Raw genomic sequence first — 19,669 nt, forward strand, 5'->3', positions numbered from 1 at the left:
GAGCGGATTTCCTGAAAGCAGCTGAAGTTTTCTTGAAGAAACTATAGGCTTATCACACACCGAATTATGAATAAGACTAGGTCCTTTAAGTTTTTTTCCTGTACTCCTTATTGGCGACACTCCTGCCGAAAAACTGGCTAGCCGAGACCCCACAGGCGCTTGTGCCGCGGAGGCTTGGCAGACAGTCGGCGGAAAGGGAGCGGATTTCTGAAATCGACTGGAACGTCTTCTTGAAAAAACTGTAGGCTGATCACACACCGAATATGTTTAAGACTAAGTTTTTTTTCCTGTACTCCTTTATTGGATTTCTGAAATCAACTGGAATGTTTTCGAAACTCAATTACCGAGTTTGTGCTAATAGTCGTTTACCAATGAAAAGCTTTCCAAATTAACTGGAGGGCTTTTCGAAATGTAGTTTTATATATTGACAATGCCCTTTGGATTGGTAATATTTACTTTATTACTACATAAGTGATTTTTAATAGAAGGCGGTTTAATTATGGATGGGAAAATCAGTTACGACGAGGTTCATAAACTGATAGAAAGTGGGCAATATCGCAAATTGGTCATGTCATTATGACTAACTTTATGTACATATTTTGTTTATTAGTATGGGGACTTAATTTTATTGCCGTTAAGATTCAAGGTACACCTGTGAGTTTAGAATTATCTTTAACCTATCGTTTAGGTTTGACGGCCATCCTATTTTTCATTCTATTGTGCATGCTTAGACCTAAAGGAAAACCTAAGAAAAAGGATGTTCCATTCATTATTGTGTTTGGAATTTGTAATTTTGCTTTAAGCTATTTATGCCTTTATTACGCCACTATCTTAAGTTCAGCAGCAATGGTTACGTTAATTTTTTCATTGAAAGTCATTTTAACGCCCATTGCCCTTCGTGTTTTTTTGAAGGAACCATTGCATTCACGTATCTTACTTGGCGGGATAATTGGTGTGCTGGCTGTTTGTATTGTTATTTATCCGAGTTTACATGATATTCATGGATTCGATGATATAAAGGGCATCATGATGGCTGTTCTTGGTACCATCCTCACTGCATTGGGCGATGCAAGCTCTGCTAGAAATGCCAGGGAGAAAGTGAACCCAATCTATGCCAATGTACTTGGATTTGCAGCAGGAGGAATTCTTTTGGCGGCCATTGTGTTCATCCAAGGACAAGCAGTCACTATACCGACATCCATTACATATTTATCTGCTTTGTTCTATTTAACTATATTCGCTTCCTTTGGAGCTTGGCTTTTCTACCTCAAGCTTGTAGAAAAGATAGGCGGGGCGAAAAGTGGATACATGGTTGCCCTTTTTCCGGCAATTGGAGGTATAGCTTCAGTGATGATTGGTGAATCAGATCCAACCATTTTCTTGGGAGCTGGCTGTCTTTTCAGTTGTTTAGGTGCGGCGATTGCATTAGGCTTTGGCATGAATATTGGTAAAAGTAATTTGAAAGAAGAAATGTAATTCGATTTACAGAGAGGGATGGGACAATGGAAAGTAAATGGCCAACTGAAATGAAAGTAGCGCAGATCCGGGTTGCACGTCCTACTGATCAACTAAAAAAAGTAGTAAGCTTCTATTGTGAAGGATTAGGATTGAAAAAAATCGGTTCTTTCGAAGGGCACGAGGGATATGACGGCATCATGATCGGGCTTCCGGATTCCAGCTATCATTTAGAGTTTACTCAACATAAAGATGGCAGTCCTTGTCCTGCCCCATCAAAAGATAATCTGCTTGTCTTTTATATTCCTGAACGTAAAACCATTGAGGAAATCACGAATAGGTTGAAAGGTATGGGCTATGAACCGGTTTCTCCGGAGAATCCATATTGGGAAAAATCAGGTGTTACCATTGAGGATCCGGATGGTTGGAGAATTGTATTGATGAATTCGCCTGGCATAGGAAATTAAATTTCACAAAGGAAACGACCGAAAAGCACCATGCTTTTCGGTCGTTTTGGGTTTATGAGGACATGGTGATCCCGCCATTGATGTGAATGCACTGTCCTGTTATATAAGCACCTTCATCAGATGCTAGCAGCACATAGGCGCCTGCATGATCTGCCGGCTGCCCAGGACGGCCAAGCGGTGCCTCGGTGCCGAACTCGGCAACGGATTGTTCGTCGAACGTCGCCGGGATGAGCGGAGTCCAAATCGGTCCTGGTGCCACCATATTGACGCGGATCCCTTTTTTAGCCACATTCTGTGCAAGGCTCCGTGTGAATCCGACGATTGCCCCTTTTGTCGCTGTATAATCCATCAAAGTTGCATGTCCTCTGTACGGATTGATCGATGTTGTGTTGATGACCGAGTTGCCTTGTTTCATATGAGGAACCGCGTGCTTGCTCATGTAAAATACTGAATAAATATTGGTGCGGAACGTTTTGTCCCATTGCTCGTCCGTGATATCCTCAATGTTTTCCGTCGGGAATTGCACCGCTGCATTATTTACGAGGATGTCCAGCTTTCCGAACTCGTCCAGCGTCTTCGTAATCAATTCCTTACAATTCGCCTCCACGGAAACGTCACTTGGAAGCAAGAGGCAGCGAACGCCTTCCGCTTCAATCAGCTGCTTCGTTTCTTCGGCATCACCATGCTCATCAAAATAGTTCACGACCACATGGGCGCCTTCCTTTGCGTAAGCAATGGCGACCGCACGTCCGATCCCGCTATCTCCGCCCGTAATCAAGGCAACGCGGTCTTTTAGCTTACCGCTTCCTATGTAATCCTTTGGCTGAATCGGAAGTGGATTCATCTCAGACTCGATGCCAGGCTGTCTGTCCTGTGTTTGTCCGGGCTGTCCGTTTTTTTGCTGTTCATAAATATTCAAAGAAAATCTCCTCCTCTTAAACTATTGATTTAGTCATACTTTAGCCGTTAGCATGTTCGGTTAAACATCTGATTACTTCTGAAACGATTACTCGAAGCAATTCGGTAAGGAAGGAAATACGGCGTTCCAAGTTGAATTACATTTTTATAAAACTTTCAGGGGTGTTAACGTGAATTCGATAGAAACGATACAAGAATTAACAAATAAAGAACAATGGTTAGAAGCCTTTCCAATCATGAATCAGTTGCGTACGGACTTAACACAAAAAACATATCTGGAGTTACTGGAAGAAATGAGGAAAGACGGGTACTGTCTGTATGCTTTATATAAGGATAACCAAGTTGTATCCTTGGCCGGCTTAAGCTGGAGAGTCAACTTTTATAATAAACGTCATGTATTCATTTATGACCTTGTAACAGATTCTGCACACCGCTCATTTGGATATGGAGAGAAGTTATTAAGTTATATTCATAACTGGGCAAAAGAAAACGGAGCTGCATATGTTGCCTTGGAATCAGGGATCCAGCGAAACGAAGCCCACCGTTTCTATGAAGAGAAATTAGATTATGATAAATGGTGCTACTCATTTAGAAAAACGCTGTGAGTGGAAGAGGCGATGTAAAAAAGCTGAGCATTCAGCTTTTTTTTCATTATATGGCAAAACGGAGGGGATGTAAGACGCATTGTCCACTATGTGTATCGGATTATAAACATTTTTAGTAAGAAAAGATCAATACAAAATAAACTCACGAGTAAAAGCGTGAAACTCACGAGTAAATCGCTGAAACTCACGAGTAAATCGGCTAAACTCACGAGTAAATCGCTGAAACTCACGAGTAAATGGCTAAAACGCACGAGTAAAACGCCGATTCGACAAATAAAAGCGTGAAAAACGCACGAGTAAACGCCGATTCGACAAATAAAAGCGTGAAAAATTCACGAGTATATGCCCCAATTCACGCATAATAGCCCGAAACTTACTGGAAATGCTCCAAAACTGGTTTGTTTCAATACAATTGGCTGTATAAAGGTGTAAAGGAGATTGAAGAAGGCAATGATTTTCCTTTCGTAAGCAGTTATTGGTTTTGGCGGATTTTGGTTTATCGTAATCAGTTTATTCATCATTTTTACGACTGTAAATTCATTCTTTCAATGAAAAACCCAAATTTTTGTAATGATTTATTTAGCCTTGGACATACTTAATGAAGATATCAATAAGTAACATTTAATTAAGGAGGAAACCCAATGGCTAATGAAAATATCCAAATGAAAATGGAACATATTTGGCAGGATACATGTGGATCATGGGAAAATTGTACGGAAACCACAATTCAGTCATTTTTGGCAAAATCTCAAGAAAGCAATATTGACCCGCAATATTGCATGAGCTGGGTGGAACAACATAAAGCCCAAATACCTGAATGGGATGCCGTTTCAAAAGTATCGCTCGACTGGGTCAATCAACATACCTCAACGGGTTCACCCATTTCAATCAAGGATGATTATTGAAAAGATATATTCTTTCTGCTTATGAATGGTTCGAACTCCACTATGGTTAAGAGGTGAAGATAGTTGTCAAATAATGAGGAACAAAACGGTAAATCAAATCGTCGGGATCCAGATTACAGAGTTAATGCTTGGGATGAAATGAATGGTGATGAGGATAAATTTGTACAATCAGCCATCCAAGAGGAATTCAATAATCCGGTAATCGAAGAAACGATCTTGAAGTTCAATAAAATAGCGAATGAAGAAGAAAAGGAAACTTGATTTTTGGACGCCCTATAGGGCGTTTTTTTTTGAATTATGAGAGTGTAGGTGCTTTTCGTTGGAAACCTCTTTCATCCGGATGCCGCTTCATAAGAAGAGGGATGAAATAGCCTTAGAACTTCAGGATTTGTTTTGTGAAAGCAGTGAAATCACTGAGATGATTCACTACGATTTGTTCTAAAATGTCTAAATTAATGTTTTGGTAATCATGTACAGCAATGTTTCTAAATCCTACCATAGCTTTTAAACGCCTGGCTATATCTTCATCAATAACCGAATGATCCTTCAGCATATCAAAAGCATCCCTGCTTGACTGAGGCAGCCCAAGTCTTTGGTCAGCTACAATATGCATGGCCAAGTCAATCGAGGATTCGCATGCACGTTGTATATTAAGGATTATGGAATCTTGTTTCGTATAGTCCTTTAGGTTTTCTGGATTATTTGCAAATACAACCTTAACGCGGTTCATGCAACGCTCGATTATACTGATCTTGTTCAGAATTACATCATTCTCCATAAATGGACCCACTTTCCCCTATTTTTTTAAAGATGATTTTACGTTCCTCATTCAATTTAGCGTACATGCTAAGAGCAATCATTTGTTGGTTTTTTAGGAGTGTGTCGTCTTTTGAATAAATCACAATACCGGTTGTGTAAATTTGTGCCTGAAAAACGGTTGATGCGGTCCTTAGATTAATCAGGTCCACATCTATGTTAAGGATATCTGCCAGATCCTGGGCCAATAAAAATAACTCATAGGTAGTATGTGATGAATCTTGACTGTAGAACGCCACATCTATGTCACTTTCCCTATGTGTAGTGTTTTTTGCGTAAGAACCAAACACGATGATAAAGGAAGGGTCAATTTTGTCTATTAGGAACTTTTGGATACTTTGAAACATCTCTGTTTTCATAAGACACGCTCCCTAATGATTATACGAATAGTATACCAAAAATAGTTTTCCTTTGTACTGGCCACAAAGAATCCTATGAAAAATATGGATTCATTTTAGGATGGATTGGCTAAAAGAGCGAGCTTTGCTTTAGGGAAGGGAGCAAGGTCCAAAGAGTTATAAAAAACAATAATATACAAATAAAGGGAAATGGCATCTTAGTATCGTATAAAGCATAGTATAAATCGTTTTCATTAATAATGTTGGCAATGGGAGTGAAGATCATGGAAGCAGCGGTAGAACGAATTTTTTCTAATGAATTGGTGAAATTGGCTGGGGATTTCTTTCAAGTGAATGCTGGGAATTCGGTTAAACTTGGAGATGCAGAGAACTACGTATTTGAGGTTTACAGGGATGGAACGCCATATATCTTAAGAATGACCCATCAATCACATCGTACAAAAGATCAAGTGCTTGCAGAGTTAAAGTGGATTGAGCATTTACAGAATAATGGGAGTGAAATTCCTAAAGTTCTCTTTTCGAAAGAAAAGAATTTAGTTGAAATTGTAAAGGGCTCGGATGGTACGGAATTTTATTGTTGCCTGTTTGAAAAAGCTCCTGGTGTTAGGATGAAAGTCACTGATGAAAATTTCGATGGACCTTTATTTTTTGAATGGGGAAGAACCATTGGCCAAATGCATAAACAAACAAAAAGCTATAAGCCCGAAGCGAAATATAAACGGCTGGATTGGTTTGAAGAGGAATTATTGAATGTCCAGCTTTATCAATCCGATGTACCGGAGCAAGTGATCCGCCAACAAGAAATAATCAACAAGCATTTAAATGCACTTTCCGTTCATCAAGATAATTTTGGCTTGATTCATTCTGATATACATAATGGCAATTTCCATTATCATGAGGGGCGGATTCATGTTTTTGACTTTGATGACTGTTCATATCACTGGTTTGCCAGCGATTTGGCGATCCCTCTGTACTATCTGATGTGGAGTTTGGAACGTGAAGGGATAAAAGGGCTCGATGAATATGCTGCCAAGTTCATGAGGGAATTCATAAAAGGGTATGAGACGGAAAATATCCTGGCACCTGTGGAATACGAAACGATTCCTCTATTTTTAAAGCTAAGGGATTTAACGTTATATAACTTTTTTCATAAAAAGTATGATTTGAAGAATGCTGATCGTTCATTATCCAACACCGTTCAAAAAATCGAACAAAGAATCATGGAAGGCCGGACTATTGTTCACTTCGATCCGAACATGGTTCATTAAGGGGGATTGGAATGCCAGGAATGAAAAATAATCGGCTTGCATATATGATCCGGACTGGTGTATTGGAAGATGCGGAAGCGGTTTTGGATGTACAGAATTCCGTTATTTCCGAAGGTGAGTATTTTATTGCCGTATCGGAGGAATTCAATAAAACACCTGAACAGCAACGAGATTGGATACGAAGGTTATTGGAAAATGAACGGGAAACCATCATCGTGGCCGAAATGGATGAAGAAGTGGTTGGATGGATAGCCTTCCAATCGGAAAATAGGAAGAGAATGTTCCACAAGGGCTCATTTGGGGTGATGATCAGAAAAAATTTCAGAGGGATGGGAATTGGAAAAGAGCTTATTGAGGCGTTATTGGATTGGGCAGAAGCCAATCCGTTGATTGAAAAGGTGAGTTTAGGGGTTTTTTCAACGAATCATCGGGCAATATCATTGTATAAACGGCTGGGGTTTGTTGAAGAAGGCCGTAAAATCAAAGAATTCAAGATGAGCGAAAGTGAATACATCGATGATATTATCATGTACAAAATGGTTTGATCAGACCGAAAGAGCATGAATGGATACATTACATGCTCTTTGCGGTTTGGTTATGTATCTATTTTTATAGTAAATCGATATTTATGTCATGCATTATCTAATTACTCTTACCTTCACTTGCTTTCTTCCCCACGTTAGAGCATCCGCTTCTTTCGCGATGAATACATCGATTCTGTTTCCTTTGATCGCACCGCCCGTGTCTGCAGCGATGGCTTGTCCATAGCCTTCGACTTCCACGATGGAGCCTAGCGGAATCACGTTCGGATCGACTGCTATCAGTTTGGCATCATCATATTTTTCTAAATCGACACCCATTCTTGTAGTGCCTGAACATCCTTCGCAGCTTGCTGTATAAGCTGTACTTGTAACCGTCAGTTCTTTAACGGCTGAGCTTGCTGAACTGGCTCTTTCTTCTAATTTACTGAAGGTCCGTGCACCGGCTATGCCGTCAGCGGATAATCCCTTTTGCTTTTGAAAGTTCATGACTGCTTGTTTTGTACCTGTTCCATAAATGCCATCGACCGTTGATGAGTAAACATCCCAGGCTTTCAATAGCCTTTGCAGTTCAGCTACAGGTCTTCCCATATCCCCGCTTTTCAGTGTCTGTATTTTCTTATTCGTTTGTGTTCCTGATATTCCATCGACTTTCAGCCCTGATTTTTCCTGAAACTTCTTTACGGATTCCTTTGTAATCGGTCCGTAGTAACCTGTTGCTTCATGATAGGGAAAAACCCCTTTTGTCAGTAATAATTCTTGTAATTCTTTAACATCACTATTACTCATTCCAAATGAAAGTGTGCGATCCAAAGCTGCGGCTTCGCCTTTAGTTGGCATGCAAACTCCTAGAATGAATACAGAAGCCGTTAGGATCGTTAATAAGATTTTCTTCATGTTTATCCTCCTCGTTGTTTCCTGCAATTAAACTATTCGTTAAATTATCACTCTTTTAGGCGCAGTTAAGGAAAAACACCGCGAAGGCACTAAGTAATTGTTAAAACATGTAACAGAAAGAAAAGAAATGAGGCAGAGATCGGGTTACCATATCCTTATCAATTGTCGAATTATGGGAAAAAATCAAGTTTCATATGAAACTAACGGAATCGTTTGGTTGAACAGGGGCATTCATTCATGTACGTTTAAGTTAATAGAATTTCTATTGTAAGATTAAAGGAGGAAATCATATGATTAAGGCAGTTATTTTCGACTTTGATGGCTTAATTTTAGACACGGAAACGGTTTGGTATGAGGCCTATAGAGAAACGATGGCTTTTTATAAATCTGATTTGCCTCTCGAACATTTTGTTACATGTATCGGAACCGATAACACTGAGCTAAATCAGTACTTCAAAGATCAGCTGGGGGAAAGGTGTAATATTGAAGAAATTGAATCCAGAGCAAAAAGCCTCCATGAAGTAAAGATGAAAACAGCACAGGCACGTGAAGGTGTGAAGGATTATCTAGAAGAAGCAAAGAGAAATGGATATAAAATCGCCCTCGCTTCAAGCTCGACAAAAGAGTGGGTCACTCATCATTTGGGGGAACTCGGACTGTTACACTATTTTGAAATTATCATCACAGGGGATGATGTCGAGAAAGTTAAACCAGCGCCTGATTTGTATGTAAAGGCAATTGAAGTCTTAGGCATTCAGCGTGCAGAAGCCGTAGCATTTGAAGATTCGTTAAATGGGCTTCAAGCGGCCCTGTCTGCTGGGTTAAAGTGTGTGATCGTACCAAATCCCGTGACGGACGCTTTAGCTTTTGAAAACTATCATTTACGCCTCCGATCCATGGCGGATAAGAGCTTGTCTGACGTTATCAAGCATATTGAGCAATAACAGTTCAACGGTAATTATAGTAAGATGAAAGAATGAAACCGCGCCGAAGATGGCAGAGTCTTCGGTTTTTCTGGTTTTAATGAATGTTATATTCTGGTGTGGGGGATTTGTTTATGGGATTGCAAACGAATGACGAAGGAGTCCGGCTGCGGGAGGTCAAGGAGAGTGATCTTCCTATCCTTTTCGAGCAGCAATTGGATCCTGACGCAAACTATATGGCTGCTTTCACTTCTAAGGATCCATCAGACAAGGCGGCTTTTTTGACACACTGGAAGAACATCTTATCGAACCGGGATATTCAAAAAATGACCATACTCTGCAACGGGTGTGTGGCAGGCAGCATTCTCAAGTTTGAACAGTTTGGTAACCCGGAAGTGAGTTATTGGATCGGGAAGCAATTTTGGGGTAAAGGAATCGCTACATGTGCATTGCTCCATTTTTTGCCGAAAATAGAAGTCCGCCCTGTTTATGCCCGTGCAGCCAAGGATAACCTTGCATCCATCCGGGTGCTGGAAAAATGCGGGTTTGAAAGATTCGATGAGGACAAAGGATATTCACATGCAAGAGGCAAAGAGGTTGAAGAATTCATTTTGAAATTGAAAGTTAAGATAATAATAACAATATCGTTTAGCCTATGAGGAAACGGGTGACATTCAATGGGATATAAGATTTTTTCCATCATTTTTATTTTATGCGGTCTTTTTATAATGTGGTTCGCCCTATTTGGCAAAAAGAAAGAAATCAAAGAGTTCGGCTCCGGAGTACCTACGAATTTCATCGATGTAATTGTAATGATGATATATAAGCTCTTACCTTCCATTATTAGAAAAATCCTTCTATTTGCATTGGGTCTGGCCATTTCTATCGGATTTTCCTATATATTGTATAAATTATGGTGAATTTTCCTTATCAAATAAAATAATCCTGAAACTTTCTCCTTACGTAATCGTATAATTAGAAGAATATCAGTATAGTAATAATATGCATAATATGGTAATGTTGAATTTGTGTGATTTTGGAAATTCATAAAAAAGGAAGGTATTATATGTCTGAAGCGGTTCTTAAGGTTCAATCCTTAACTAAAAAAATTGGAAAAGCAACCATCGTAGACAATGTTAGCTTTGAAATAAAAAGCAATGAAATATTTGGTTTACTTGGTCCGAATGGTGCTGGGAAGACCACGATCATCCGTATGATCACAGGGCTCATCAATCGTACGGGCGGTACGGTCATGATCAATGGCAGTGACCTCGATCATGATTTCGAAGGTGCGATGAATGAATTGGGGGCCATTGTTGAAAATCCGGAGTTCTATAAATATATGACAGGCAGAAAGAATATCCTGCATTATGCCCGGATGTCATCCAATTACATATCCAATGAGAGAATAGAAGAGGTCATTAAGCTTGTAAAACTGGATCATGCCATCGATAAGAAGGTTAAAACCTATTCATTGGGAATGCGCCAGCGCCTTGGCGTGGCACAGGCCATTTTACATAAACCATCATTATTGATTTTTGATGAACCGACGAATGGCTTGGATCCGCAAGGGATTCGCGAGTTTCGTGATTATTTGAAAGTACTGGCAAGTGAAGGCGTCGGGATATTGATTTCATCCCATTTACTATCGGAAATGCAATTGATGTGTGATAGTTTTGCGGTTATCGAAAAGGGAAAACTGATTCATACGAAAGAACATATTGTTGATGAAAAAACCGAAACGATCAATGAAGTGTCATTCACCGTCAGTGATGGGAAGCTAGCTAAAAAAATCCTTCAAGAAAAGTTTGCGGATATCACGATCCTAAAAAATGGTGCGAAGAAAATCTCCGTATCGGCCACCCGAGAACAAACGGCCGATATAAACAGGAGTTTTAATGCAAATGATCTGGATGTCTTTGAAATTGGCATAACCAGAAAATCGCTGGAAGATAAATTCTTCGAAATCACTGAGCAGGAAATGAGGGAGTCTGTATGATGTCCTTAGTAAAAAATGAATGGATGAAAATCTTTTCAAAAGTATCAACTTATATATTCATCGCTTTTCTATTATTGGCAGCATTAGGGGCTGCGGTCATCGATTATAAACTAAGTCCTGACGAAACGGATAAAGATTGGAAGCAAGAGTTAAACGCCGATATCCAAGAACAGGAAAAGGCTTTGGAAGCTAAGGAAATCAGTGAAGAAGAAAAAGCCGCCATCACGGAGGACATTAATTACAACAAGCAACTGTTGGCTGATAATATAAACCCTGACTTAAACACGAATTGGACCTATATGGCTGAATGGACTACATCATTAACATCATTTGTCACTTTATTCGTCGTTATTGTTTGCAGCTCGCTCGTTTCCTCGGAATTTTCCGATGGCACCATTAAACAACTGTTGATCAGGCCTTATAAACGTTGGAAGATCCTTCTTTCCAAATATATTACTTCCTTGTTATTTGCAGCGTTACTACTTGCGAGCCTGCTTCTATTCAGTTATCTAATCGGAATCATATTCTTTGGCAATGGTTCGTATTCAGACAAAATCATGGATCCTGCATCTTTCGAATTCAGTCCGGTGGTAGTCGGCGAATATTTCGTGGACATGATCATTTACTGGATACCAGGATTCCTGGTCATCACGACCATCGCTTTCATGTTAAGCACATTATTTAAGAACCAAGCACTAGCAGTAGGTATATCCATTTTCATCCTATTTGCCTCTTCGACATTAAATATGGTCATTCAATCATTCATCGGAAAATACGAGTGGTTAAAATTCGTCCTATTCCCCCATCTCGATTTAAGGGGCTATATATCCGGAACCATAGACATGTTCGATGGAGCTACACTTGGATTCTCGATGGGTGTACTCGGAATCTATTATCTTATCTTTTTAGCGCTAACTTTCTTCTTCTTCCAGAAAAAAGATATCACTAATTAAATAGAGCGAAAAACCGAAATCAGTGGCTGATTTCGGTTTTTTTATGCAAAAGGAATGTTGCTGCTTGGAATCTGGCATAAAATGAAACCTTTATCCATAATTATCCGTATAAGATAATATGAGGATATTCAGTTGGGTATAGGGGTGTAAAATGAATAAAAACAAGGTTCTAGTAATTGGAATTATAGGATTTTCTTTATTTCCAATGGGCATGATGATATCACAATGGACAGTTGCTGGCGTAGTGATCGGGATAGGCGGAGGGCTCGTAATGGGGATCAGTTCCTACCTGTTTGCCAGTCAGTAGCTCCATGTACATATGAACAATACACTAGTTAATTGCGGACTTCGCAGAAATAATCTGATAGAGATGGAGCAGATTTAAAGATGGGGAAAATGCATTATAAACGAAAGTTAGTCATTATATTTACAATTATTGGAATATTGTTAGGGCTCTATGTGTACTCGGCATTCTCTCAAAAATTGACAAAATCAACAGATTTGTCTGATGAATCCATCGGAGGATTTAAAGTGTTTGATAACATATCGAGTCCAGAATTCATCAGGGAATATGGAGAGCCCATCGATCAAGATAATAATAAGGCTTATGATTATTATTATTGGAAGGGAGGGTTGAAAACGGCCTCTATCAATACAGACGAGGATAAAGGGAAAATCATGCGGTTGATCATTTCAAGTACGGACGACGCCCAATTTGAAAACACCCTTCAAACAAGCAAAGGCATTAAATTAGGAAGTAAGAAAGCGGACGTCCTTTCGAAGTACGGAGATCATTATTATAAAAGTTATGAACAGGGAGCCGATATTATCGGATACATTGACCATAAACGAAATATTACCTTGGAATTCTGGTGTGTACCAGGTGGAAGGGTCGCAGAAATCCGATTGGATGATGCAGATGTGATTTAATGATTTTTCACCAGTGTCCCCGATTATCGGTTTACTTTGGTTAACACGCACAGAAATTCGGCAACGTGTTGGAAATTCGATCTATACATCAGGGGAACGTACGATACAATGTTATATCCATTCTCTATATTAAAGGAGCGATACTTCTCAGATGAAGTGTCGTTTTTGTTTTTGCATTAGGCGATTAAAAAAACTTCATCGTTCATAAGACATCAGAACTCTTTCAGGAGATTACTATTATAGAAATCGAATGTGTTAATCCCCTCAAACCCCCACTCTAAAGTTAGTCATGCGAATCTCCATATTGATTGAAAATTGAAAAGTTCTTCCGAATTTATCGTTTATTTCCAATAATTTTGCATACCTGGTAAGTATATAAATTGAGTTATTTAACCGGAAATAGGTATTTTAACTTAAACACTTATGATTATATAAAATTCATTATATATAAAAGATTCTTTTGTAATGGTTAATAAGTATGTGTGTTTTGATATATTTTGTTAATATTCTGATATTTTTACTAATTTACTAGATATATTTACTGATGTATAATCTGTTAGAGTTAATTGGAATTGGAGGAAATATATTGTTTAAATTCAGGAAGTACATTGCATCGATTTTGATTTTGGCTTTGCTATGTAGCTTGTTGCCTAGTTATACAGGTGCTTCAAGTGATAATACGAGTCAGACAATACAAAATGAAAAGGAAACAATCAATACTGACAATTTGGATGAAGTGGTGAAAGAAAGAACGGAAAGTTCAAAAACATTCACTGATGGAGAAGGAAACTTTGTTAAAGAGATTTATCCAGAAGAAATACATAACAAAGTAGACGGAAAGTACAAGACCATTTCCGAGGAGTTAGTGGAAAGCGATAATAAGGGCTACATAGAGACAGAAACAACAAACTTGGAATTTATGTTTCCTGAAAAATTAGGGCAAGATAAGCCTTTAATTTATCAATCTGGTGAACACAAGTTATCATTTGAGTTAACACATGCCTCTGATGGAGAGAAGCAAACTGAACCAACTTATACATCGGGTTCAGTAAAAGAAGATAATTCAATAACTCATAAATCTTTATACCCGAATATTGATTTACGGCATGTTGCCTTAAATAATGAGGTAAAAGAAGATTGGATTATGAATGAATATAATGGAATCAATGAATTTCACTATACCATTCAAACGGATTTATACGGTCAAGTTGAAAAGGACGGATCAATAGGATTCTATGAAAATGAATCTAAAGAGAAATCAGTTTTCACCTTACCAAAGCCTGTAATGGTGGATTCAAACTATAACGACACGTTAGGCGACGGTGTACGATCAACAGATATCCATTATGATTTAAATAAAAAGTCGGACGATAGTTATGAGTTAGTTTTAAATGCTAGTAAAGAATGGCTATCTTCGTCTAAGCGAGTCTTCCCTATTTATATTGACCCTTCTGTATCGATTGATGCATTGGGAGATACATTCGTGATGAGTGCCTATCCGAATAACAATTACAATAAAGAATGGGATCCATCACAAGGGGAATATGTATTAAAAACAGGATATTATGATAGCACTACAGGAACCAATTACCCATTTATTAAATTTAGTGTTATTGGGGATTTAAAGGGTGCAGCCATTGATTCTGCTGAATTAGCTGCCTACGTTACCCATTCTTATTATGTCGATACAAAAACGGATATATGGGTAGATGAGGTAAAAGCACAATGGTATGTAGATGAATTAACTTGGAACAATAAGCCATCATCCACCAAAATAACGAGTACGTCTGTTGCTAGGGATCAGTGGGCTTATTTTGATGTTAAGAATACGATCCAGGCTTGGGTGAACGGTACAAGAGAAAACTATGGATTTAAATTCCATACGAACGGAAATGGCAAAACACATTGGAAAAAAATCACGGCAGCAGAAAGTGCGAAAAAAGCTAAATTGGTCATTAGTTACCACTATGAAAAGATGAAGAATCCTACAGTCAGTTCTTACTCTTATGGTGAGGGGAAGGCTGATGGATATATTGATGTTAAGTGGGGTTCCGTTCATGGAGCAAAGTCTTATGATTTGCAAATGTATGATGGTAAGAGTTATCAGACCATTTATTCTGGTACATCTACAAGTTGGTCATCAAAGGGAAAAAAGATTTTCCCTAAAGCTCCTTATTCAACAAGTACCACGTATAAAACGGATAGTACGGGTGTTGAATTACCGGTAGATCCAAGTGCTTTTTATAGCGCGAAAAGTGGAACGACAACTACGAAAAAAGATTACGGATTTCGTGTTATAGCAAAATTTGCAAATGGAAATAGCCCGGCTTCAACAGCGATTTACAAATCCATACCAGTTGTGCAAGTGGGAATTCCGGATATTCCAACAGTAAAACCATATGCGTACCCGGAAACAGATACAGTAAATAAAGGGCGTGGTTGGCTTGATATTTCCTGGAAACCAGTGACTAATGCAACGGGTTATAAAGTTCTTATTTGGAATGGTACAAAATATAAAGAATTTTCGGTAGGTAAAGTAACCAGTGTCAGTACAAAGGGGAAAAAGATCTGGCCTACGGATGCGGATTTGAAAAATGAGATTAAAGAACTTTATCCAGTCGAATTAGACAAATCGACAAGTATAGGTAAAGGAACAGAATTACCAATTGACCCTAGTATTACTTATGGAAATGGTTCAAATCGTTATAGTATTCGAGTCAAAGCAATTTCTGCAGCAGGGGATTCTGCTTCATCTGATGTTAACTATGGATACATTCCACTATATGCACCTAAAAATGCAAAGCTAACTAGTAATTTAGTGGATATGGTCAATAACAAAAGTAGTTTGACAGTGAAGTGGGATGCGACACCTTCAGCAAAATATTACGAGGTACAGATTTCAGATGATAAAACAAGTAAAATATATCAAGTAAAAGGCAATACGTCTTTCACATCAGAACCTATTTATGGTGTTTTATCAAATTATTCCGCAACGGTTAAAGCCTATTTTGTGGACGACGATAATGCTTCAGAAACAGAACAGGGTAAAGTTACAGGAAATCGTGGTTTAAGTCCTGCTTCGAATAAAGCAACCGCATCAGTTGATCCTAGAGAAGATTTAAACGGGTTAGAAGATTATTTCACTTATGAAGACCACTCATTTGGAAATGCAACAGCTTCCGTCAATGTAACGACGGGGAATATGGTCATGGAGTTCACGGATCAATCCCTATTCACTCAAGGACTCTTGGGGTTTGATTTTACCCGTTACTATAATTCACGGTCCACTCGTACTTCTGCGCTTGGGCAAGGGTGGACATTTGCAGGAAATGAAAATCTTGTAGAAGCAGATGCTACAAGCACAGAACCAGCAAAAGTCATCTATTATGATGAAGATGGAACCAAACATGAATTTAGCTATGATTCTAGCAATAAAAAATATATCTCTCCAAAAGGGAAATATTTAACACTAACAAAGGAAACGGTTAATGGTGCACAAGGATTTATCCTGAAAGAAAAAGATGGATTATCAAAAATCTTCGAGGGGAATTCGAGTAAAAATAGAGAATATCGATTATATGCCTACAAGGATAACAATCAAAATACAATCCGCTTTTTTTACACTCTAGATAAGTTATCCGAAATCTCTGAAGTCAATCAACAAGGCGATAAAATTCGGACTAGTATTCAATTAACCTATAACACTGATGGACTAATCAATAAAGTAGGATACGGAAGTAATTGGAAGGAAATTGGATATCAGAATAAGCAGTTGGCATCCATAGTAACGAAGGATTCGCGCACAACGGAAAGTATCACAGAAAGGCTTTCCTATAATTCACTAGGCCAACTAGCATCTTATGTAGATGGCAAGGGGAATGAAACCAAATATCTTTATGATGAAAATGAATTGAAAGTATTCGACAAACAAGAAAAAGATGCATCCATATCCGTCTCTACTACGTACCGTTATGATCAGGCAAAAAATGAATTTACGGTGACAGATACAGACGACAATGAGACGGTTTATAAACGAGATATGAAAAAAGGAACGTTTGCCGTTAGCGAAATCATGAATAGTGATGAAACAACGTCCAGCTTCCAATATGATGATCAATACAACGTATTACAATCTGTTGATGAAGAAGGACTAAACAGCACTAACAGCTATGATTCTAACGGGAATTTGAAAACCACCTCAGACCCTAACGGAACGACTTCGTATGAATATGATAGTAAAAACCGGGTAACCAAAACCACCGATCCAAAGGGCACTCTGACGATTAACACATACGAAGGGGAAAATCTGTCTAGCACGAAGATTGGTGAAGAAACAACAAAGTACGAATATGACTCATTTGGTAGGAAAACAAAAGTAATCTATCCGAATAAGACGTATTTGGAAACCAATTATGATGATCTAAAACAAAAGATAACGATAAAAGATCCTAAAGGACAGTACACAAGTACCTCTTATGACCAGTTCGGAAACATAAAGAGTAAAACAGATGCTGGAGAAAGAACTGTTTCTTACGAGTATCATCCACTACAGCCAAACGTGATTTCGGGAGTAACAGACGGAAAGGGAAAAACCACTAATTATAAATATGATAAAAATGGGAATATAACAAATCTTTCCGATGCTTTGGGCCGAAACAAAACCTACGAATATAATGATAATGATCAACTCAATAAAGCAACCTTTCCTGGTATGATCTTTACTTACGATTATAATTCAAATGGAAATATAGCCAATGAATTACAACCATCTGGAAATAAGTTGCATTATTCTTATGATGAAATGAATCAAGTAGAAAGTGTAACAGCTTCAACCCCATCTAAAGGTGAATTGTTACAGTCGATTCATACGTATACTGATGGAGGACAAGTAGAAAGTTTAACCTATAAGGACTTAGAATCTGATCAAACACTCCTTCAAAAGGACTTTACCTATTATGATACGGATCTACTGAAGTCATATAAACAAGGGAAATACAATATTGGATATACGTATGATGAGAATGAACGGCCACTTAATTCAACCATAAGTTATGCTCAAAATAACACACCATGGATGGTGGAACAATCCCTCAAATATACAGATGATGGTAAAAAAGATAGACGAACTGTTGGAGTAGGCGAACAAAATTGGATGATGGTTGATTACGATTATGATCTAGTGAATAATCAAAATAAAGTGACAGTCAATGACAATCTATTTCAGAGAACCAATACTTTTAATCAAAGTAACCTATTAGAAAGTATTGACTACACGCAAGGAAATGACACAAGTATAAGATATGATTATAAGTATGATGGTTCAGGTAACATCAAAGAAGAAAGAAGTGAACAAGGCGTTGTAAGTTTTACTTTTGATGAAAATAGCCAATTGACTCAAGAGGAACTACCAGATGGCACGATTAATAAATATAGCTACGATGAAGTAGGGAATCGCAAAGAAAGTACACACGGGGACAAAACTGATACCTTTACTTATAACGCAGGTAATCAGATTGAAACTAAAAATGGTAAAGGCTATCAGTATGACGATGATGGGAACTTGCTACAGGATGAAAAATTTAAATATGAGTACAATGCCCTTGGTTATCAAACAAGAGTCACTGATTTACAAGGGAATGAAGTGGCACGTTACGACTATGATGAAGCAGGATTACGGACGAAAAAAATTATCGGCAAAAAAACCCATGAATATTATTACGATGGAAATCAATTGACATTAGAAGTTCTATGGAATGGTGAATCTATCGAACAGTATCGTAATTATCAGTGGGAAGGATATACTCCTATAGGTATGATTATTCGTGAAAAAGATGAAAGTGGTAACTGGAAGGAACAAGTGTATCACTATTGGACAAATCATCGCGGCGATGTTGTATCTATACGTGATAACAAAGGAAAAGAAGTAGGTTCTTATACGTACGATACCTACGGAAATGTATTAACGGAAGACGGCGGACTGGCTCAAGTTAACCCAATTCGTTATGCGGGATATTATTACGATGTAGAAACAAAAAATTACTATCTTCAAGCACGTTATTATAATCCAGAGAACGGTAGCTTCCTAGCTTTAGATCCGCAACCTGGTGACGAGGATGACCCAATTTCACAGAATGGGTATACGTATGCTGATAATAATCCGGTGAATTATATAGATCCAGATGGTAATGATGCTATGTGGATTACCGCATCAAATGGAGCAAGTGGTTTTGGACATACATCATTAGTTCTTTATGGAAAAGGGAATCAAGGGAAAGGATGGTATTATTTTTATTTTGGTAATGATGGTAATATTGCTTTGTCTAAACCAAAGGTGGTAGTTAAATTTATGAAGAAAAGTAAACCTTCTCTGAAGTATATTTCGGACCATGACGGTTATAAATATAAGTTTGATAAATCTGTATATATTAAAGGGAGTTTCCAAAAATCTTTAGATTATGCATATTATGTTAAAAGCCATAAAACATATTATAGTGTGGGACTTAGAAATTGTTTAATGTTATCGGGGAAAGTTTTAAACAAGTCAATAAGTTGGAAAAATAAATGGAAAGTAGACAACGCGGTTGCTCTTAAAACTCCAAATATGGCCCATAAGGCAATGGCCCGTTATTTTTAAT

19 protein-coding genes are annotated in these 19,669 nt (G+C 38.1%); 15 read left to right on the top strand and 4 right to left on the bottom strand.

Annotation, left to right across the window (positions count from 1 at the left end; all coding sequences use genetic code 11):
* The first annotated feature begins 576 nt into the window (after window positions 1-576).
* A complete protein-coding gene (locus tag ADA55_RS11730) occupies window positions 577-1,476 on the top strand; it encodes a DMT family transporter (protein ID WP_048683890.1) in 900 nt (299 codons plus the stop codon).
* Between the two features lie 26 nt (window positions 1,477-1,502).
* Window positions 1,503-1,922: a VOC family protein gene (locus ADA55_RS11735; protein ID WP_105718865.1), complete on the top strand. Its 420-nt coding sequence runs from the start codon at window positions 1,503-1,505 to the stop codon at window positions 1,920-1,922.
* A gap of 52 nt (window positions 1,923-1,974) precedes the next feature.
* Here the strand turns inward: ADA55_RS11735 and ADA55_RS11740 are convergent, their stop codons facing one another.
* Window positions 1,975-2,841, bottom strand: coding sequence for an SDR family oxidoreductase (locus ADA55_RS11740; protein ID WP_048683893.1), 867 nt, complete (start codon window positions 2,839-2,841; stop codon window positions 1,975-1,977).
* Between the two features lie 169 nt (window positions 2,842-3,010).
* Here ADA55_RS11740 and ADA55_RS11745 point away from each other — a divergent pair, with 169 nt between their 5' ends.
* The 3 genes from ADA55_RS11745 to ADA55_RS11755 all read left to right on the top strand — a co-directional run bounded on the left by ADA55_RS11745 (window position 3,011) and on the right by ADA55_RS11755 (window position 4,611).
* Entirely contained in the window at window positions 3,011-3,445 is a 435-nt protein-coding gene (locus ADA55_RS11745; protein WP_048683896.1) for a GNAT family N-acetyltransferase, read from the top strand.
* Between the two features lie 641 nt (window positions 3,446-4,086).
* Window positions 4,087-4,350: a hypothetical protein gene (locus ADA55_RS11750; RefSeq protein ID WP_048683899.1), complete on the top strand. Its 264-nt coding sequence runs from the start codon at window positions 4,087-4,089 to the stop codon at window positions 4,348-4,350.
* 63 nt (window positions 4,351-4,413) lie between these two features.
* Window positions 4,414-4,611 carry a hypothetical protein gene (locus ADA55_RS11755; protein ID WP_048683902.1) on the top strand — a complete coding sequence of 66 codons (198 nt, stop codon included), beginning with the start codon at window positions 4,414-4,416 and terminating at the stop codon, window positions 4,609-4,611.
* Window positions 4,612-4,723: 112 nt separating this feature from the next.
* On the opposite strand, the gene hepT is transcribed toward ADA55_RS11755, so the two are convergent.
* Both hepT and mntA read right to left on the bottom strand, forming a co-directional pair.
* A complete protein-coding gene (gene hepT, locus ADA55_RS11760; protein ID WP_048683905.1) occupies window positions 4,724-5,128 on the bottom strand; it encodes a type VII toxin-antitoxin system HepT family RNase toxin in 405 nt (134 codons plus the stop codon).
* Window positions 5,118-5,525, bottom strand: a complete 408-nt coding sequence (gene mntA / locus ADA55_RS11765) for a type VII toxin-antitoxin system MntA family adenylyltransferase antitoxin (RefSeq protein ID WP_048683908.1) — start codon at window positions 5,523-5,525, stop codon at window positions 5,118-5,120. The genes hepT and mntA overlap by 11 nt, the downstream gene beginning before the upstream one ends.
* 263 nt (window positions 5,526-5,788) lie before the next feature.
* Between mntA and ADA55_RS11770 the strand changes: the two genes are divergently transcribed.
* Window positions 5,789-6,793 (top strand): phosphotransferase enzyme family protein, encoded by a 1,005-nt coding sequence (locus tag ADA55_RS11770; RefSeq protein WP_048683910.1) that lies wholly within the window; start codon window positions 5,789-5,791, stop codon window positions 6,791-6,793.
* Between the two features lie 11 nt (window positions 6,794-6,804).
* Window positions 6,805-7,338 carry a GNAT family N-acetyltransferase gene (locus ADA55_RS11775; RefSeq protein ID WP_048683912.1) on the top strand — a complete coding sequence of 178 codons (534 nt, stop codon included), beginning with the start codon at window positions 6,805-6,807 and terminating at the stop codon, window positions 7,336-7,338.
* Between the two features lie 93 nt (window positions 7,339-7,431).
* Here the strand turns inward: ADA55_RS11775 and ADA55_RS31150 are convergent, their stop codons facing one another.
* Complete coding sequence (locus ADA55_RS31150) at window positions 7,432-8,229, bottom strand: peptidoglycan-binding protein (RefSeq protein WP_048683918.1); 798 nt, start codon at window positions 8,227-8,229, stop codon at window positions 7,432-7,434.
* 290 nt (window positions 8,230-8,519) lie between these two features.
* Between ADA55_RS31150 and ADA55_RS11785 the strand changes: the two genes are divergently transcribed.
* The 8 genes from ADA55_RS11785 to ADA55_RS11815 all read left to right on the top strand — a co-directional run bounded on the left by ADA55_RS11785 (window position 8,520) and on the right by ADA55_RS11815 (window position 19,668).
* A complete protein-coding gene (locus ADA55_RS11785) occupies window positions 8,520-9,173 on the top strand; it encodes an HAD family hydrolase (protein WP_048683920.1) in 654 nt (217 codons plus the stop codon).
* Between the two features lie 113 nt (window positions 9,174-9,286).
* The gene (locus tag ADA55_RS11790; RefSeq protein WP_048683924.1) at window positions 9,287-9,811 is read left to right on the top strand and encodes a GNAT family N-acetyltransferase; all 525 of its coding nucleotides are present in this window, start codon (window positions 9,287-9,289) and stop codon (window positions 9,809-9,811) included.
* Between the two features lie 18 nt (window positions 9,812-9,829).
* Window positions 9,830-10,072: a hypothetical protein gene (locus tag ADA55_RS11795; protein ID WP_048683929.1), complete on the top strand. Its 243-nt coding sequence runs from the start codon at window positions 9,830-9,832 to the stop codon at window positions 10,070-10,072.
* A 146-nt stretch (window positions 10,073-10,218) separates the two neighbouring features.
* Entirely contained in the window at window positions 10,219-11,151 is a 933-nt protein-coding gene (locus ADA55_RS11800) for an ABC transporter ATP-binding protein (protein ID WP_048683932.1), read from the top strand.
* Complete coding sequence (locus tag ADA55_RS11805; RefSeq protein ID WP_048683935.1) at window positions 11,151-12,104, top strand: ABC transporter permease; 954 nt, start codon at window positions 11,151-11,153, stop codon at window positions 12,102-12,104. The genes ADA55_RS11800 and ADA55_RS11805 overlap by 1 nt, the downstream gene beginning before the upstream one ends.
* Before the next feature lie 151 nt (window positions 12,105-12,255).
* Window positions 12,256-12,411 carry a hypothetical protein gene (locus ADA55_RS29335; protein ID WP_153246121.1) on the top strand — a complete coding sequence of 52 codons (156 nt, stop codon included), beginning with the start codon at window positions 12,256-12,258 and terminating at the stop codon, window positions 12,409-12,411.
* 80 nt (window positions 12,412-12,491) lie between these two features.
* Window positions 12,492-13,034, top strand: coding sequence for a hypothetical protein (locus tag ADA55_RS11810; RefSeq protein ID WP_053087394.1), 543 nt, complete (start codon window positions 12,492-12,494; stop codon window positions 13,032-13,034).
* Window positions 13,035-13,620: 586 nt separating this feature from the next.
* On the top strand, window positions 13,621-19,668 hold the full coding sequence (locus tag ADA55_RS11815; RefSeq protein ID WP_048683937.1) for a DNRLRE domain-containing protein: 6,048 nt from the start codon (window positions 13,621-13,623) through the stop codon (window positions 19,666-19,668).
* Window position 19,669 lies beyond the last annotated feature (1 nt).

The organism is Bacillus sp. 220_BSPC, assembly GCF_001054655.1.
In the GTDB taxonomy this organism is placed as follows: domain Bacteria; phylum Bacillota; class Bacilli; order Bacillales; family DSM-1321; genus Peribacillus; species Peribacillus frigoritolerans.

Excerpts from the sequence above, each read along its gene's own strand:
- ADA55_RS11805 (WP_048683935.1), top strand. The coding sequence starts at position 11,151 with ATGTCCTTAGTAAAAAATGAATGGATGAAAATCTTTTCAAAAGTATCA.
- hepT (WP_048683905.1), bottom strand. The coding sequence starts at position 5,128 with ATGGAGAATGATGTAATTCTGAACAAGATCAGTATAATCGAGCGTTGC.
- ADA55_RS11800 (WP_048683932.1), top strand. The coding sequence starts at position 10,219 with ATGTCTGAAGCGGTTCTTAAGGTTCAATCCTTAACTAAAAAAATTGGA.
- ADA55_RS11730 (WP_048683890.1), top strand. The coding sequence starts at position 577 with ATGACTAACTTTATGTACATATTTTGTTTATTAGTATGGGGACTTAAT.
- ADA55_RS11750 (WP_048683899.1), top strand. The coding sequence starts at position 4,087 with ATGGCTAATGAAAATATCCAAATGAAAATGGAACATATTTGGCAGGAT.
- ADA55_RS11785 (WP_048683920.1), top strand. The coding sequence starts at position 8,520 with ATGATTAAGGCAGTTATTTTCGACTTTGATGGCTTAATTTTAGACACG.
- mntA (WP_048683908.1), bottom strand. The coding sequence starts at position 5,525 with ATGAAAACAGAGATGTTTCAAAGTATCCAAAAGTTCCTAATAGACAAA.
- ADA55_RS11790 (WP_048683924.1), top strand. The coding sequence starts at position 9,287 with ATGGGATTGCAAACGAATGACGAAGGAGTCCGGCTGCGGGAGGTCAAG.
- ADA55_RS31150 (WP_048683918.1), bottom strand. The coding sequence starts at position 8,229 with ATGAAGAAAATCTTATTAACGATCCTAACGGCTTCTGTATTCATTCTA.
- ADA55_RS29335 (WP_153246121.1), top strand. The coding sequence starts at position 12,256 with ATGAATAAAAACAAGGTTCTAGTAATTGGAATTATAGGATTTTCTTTA.
- ADA55_RS11810 (WP_053087394.1), top strand. The coding sequence starts at position 12,492 with ATGGGGAAAATGCATTATAAACGAAAGTTAGTCATTATATTTACAATT.
- ADA55_RS11775 (WP_048683912.1), top strand. The coding sequence starts at position 6,805 with ATGCCAGGAATGAAAAATAATCGGCTTGCATATATGATCCGGACTGGT.
- ADA55_RS11770 (WP_048683910.1), top strand. The coding sequence starts at position 5,789 with ATGGAAGCAGCGGTAGAACGAATTTTTTCTAATGAATTGGTGAAATTG.
- ADA55_RS11795 (WP_048683929.1), top strand. The coding sequence starts at position 9,830 with ATGGGATATAAGATTTTTTCCATCATTTTTATTTTATGCGGTCTTTTT.
- ADA55_RS11735 (WP_105718865.1), top strand. The coding sequence starts at position 1,503 with ATGGAAAGTAAATGGCCAACTGAAATGAAAGTAGCGCAGATCCGGGTT.